Source organism: Vibrio sp. 1978 (genome assembly GCF_033344345.1).
Genome location: NZ_JAWPOP010000625.1, coordinates 1 through 630, shown reverse-complemented (window position 1 = coordinate 630; position 630 = coordinate 1). Strand labels below are relative to the sequence as shown.

Here is a 630-nt window from a genome sequence, read left to right as displayed (position 1 = left end):
TAGCAAAATTTGCTCTGCCTTCTGCTGATAGCCCAGCTCCAACCAAAGCTGAGTCATGCTGTTTGCCACTTCAAGCTCCCGTGCGTGAACTTGCAGAGACAAACCATCGGCTTGTTGATTGGCTTTCTTTTGTTGAAGATCGAGCGTCGAGCCACGTTCGAACTGGTGCAGCAAACCGACGGAGGTATTGGTCATCGGATCTTCGTCAAATTTGAAGCTATCGACAGGCAAACCACCAAAACCGACTTTCAGTTTCGGGTCCATCAAGGTTGCGCTGGCTACGCCTGTTTCACGCATCGCTTCCGATTGAGCATAGAATTGCTTGCGGTTGCCATCGTTGCTCAAGGCAATGCTAATGAGGTTTGCTAGCTCATTGGTTGATTGGGCTTGGATTGACTGAGCTTGCGCTTCTTGTTGTGCTTTCGTATTGGCTGGCGATTGTGCCACCACATTGAAAGCTGGTAGGGCAACCAGAGCCAGTGAGCATACTGGTGCCACTAAGCGATTTGGGTTGAATTCCATAATTTACATCCAAATTGATACCAAGCTCTTTTGCGTTTCGGGAACGATTGAACCGAGCGGGAGAGCGTTGGTGTTTGCCAAACGGATGACGTGCTTTTTTATCGCCAA

1 pseudogene is annotated in these 630 nt (G+C 49.0%); it reads right to left on the bottom strand.

The window, feature by feature from the left end:
• Positions 1-522 (bottom strand): annotated as a pseudogene (locus R8N49_RS28205) (copper transporter); the annotation flags it as partial.
• Positions 523-630: the final 108 nt, after the last annotated feature.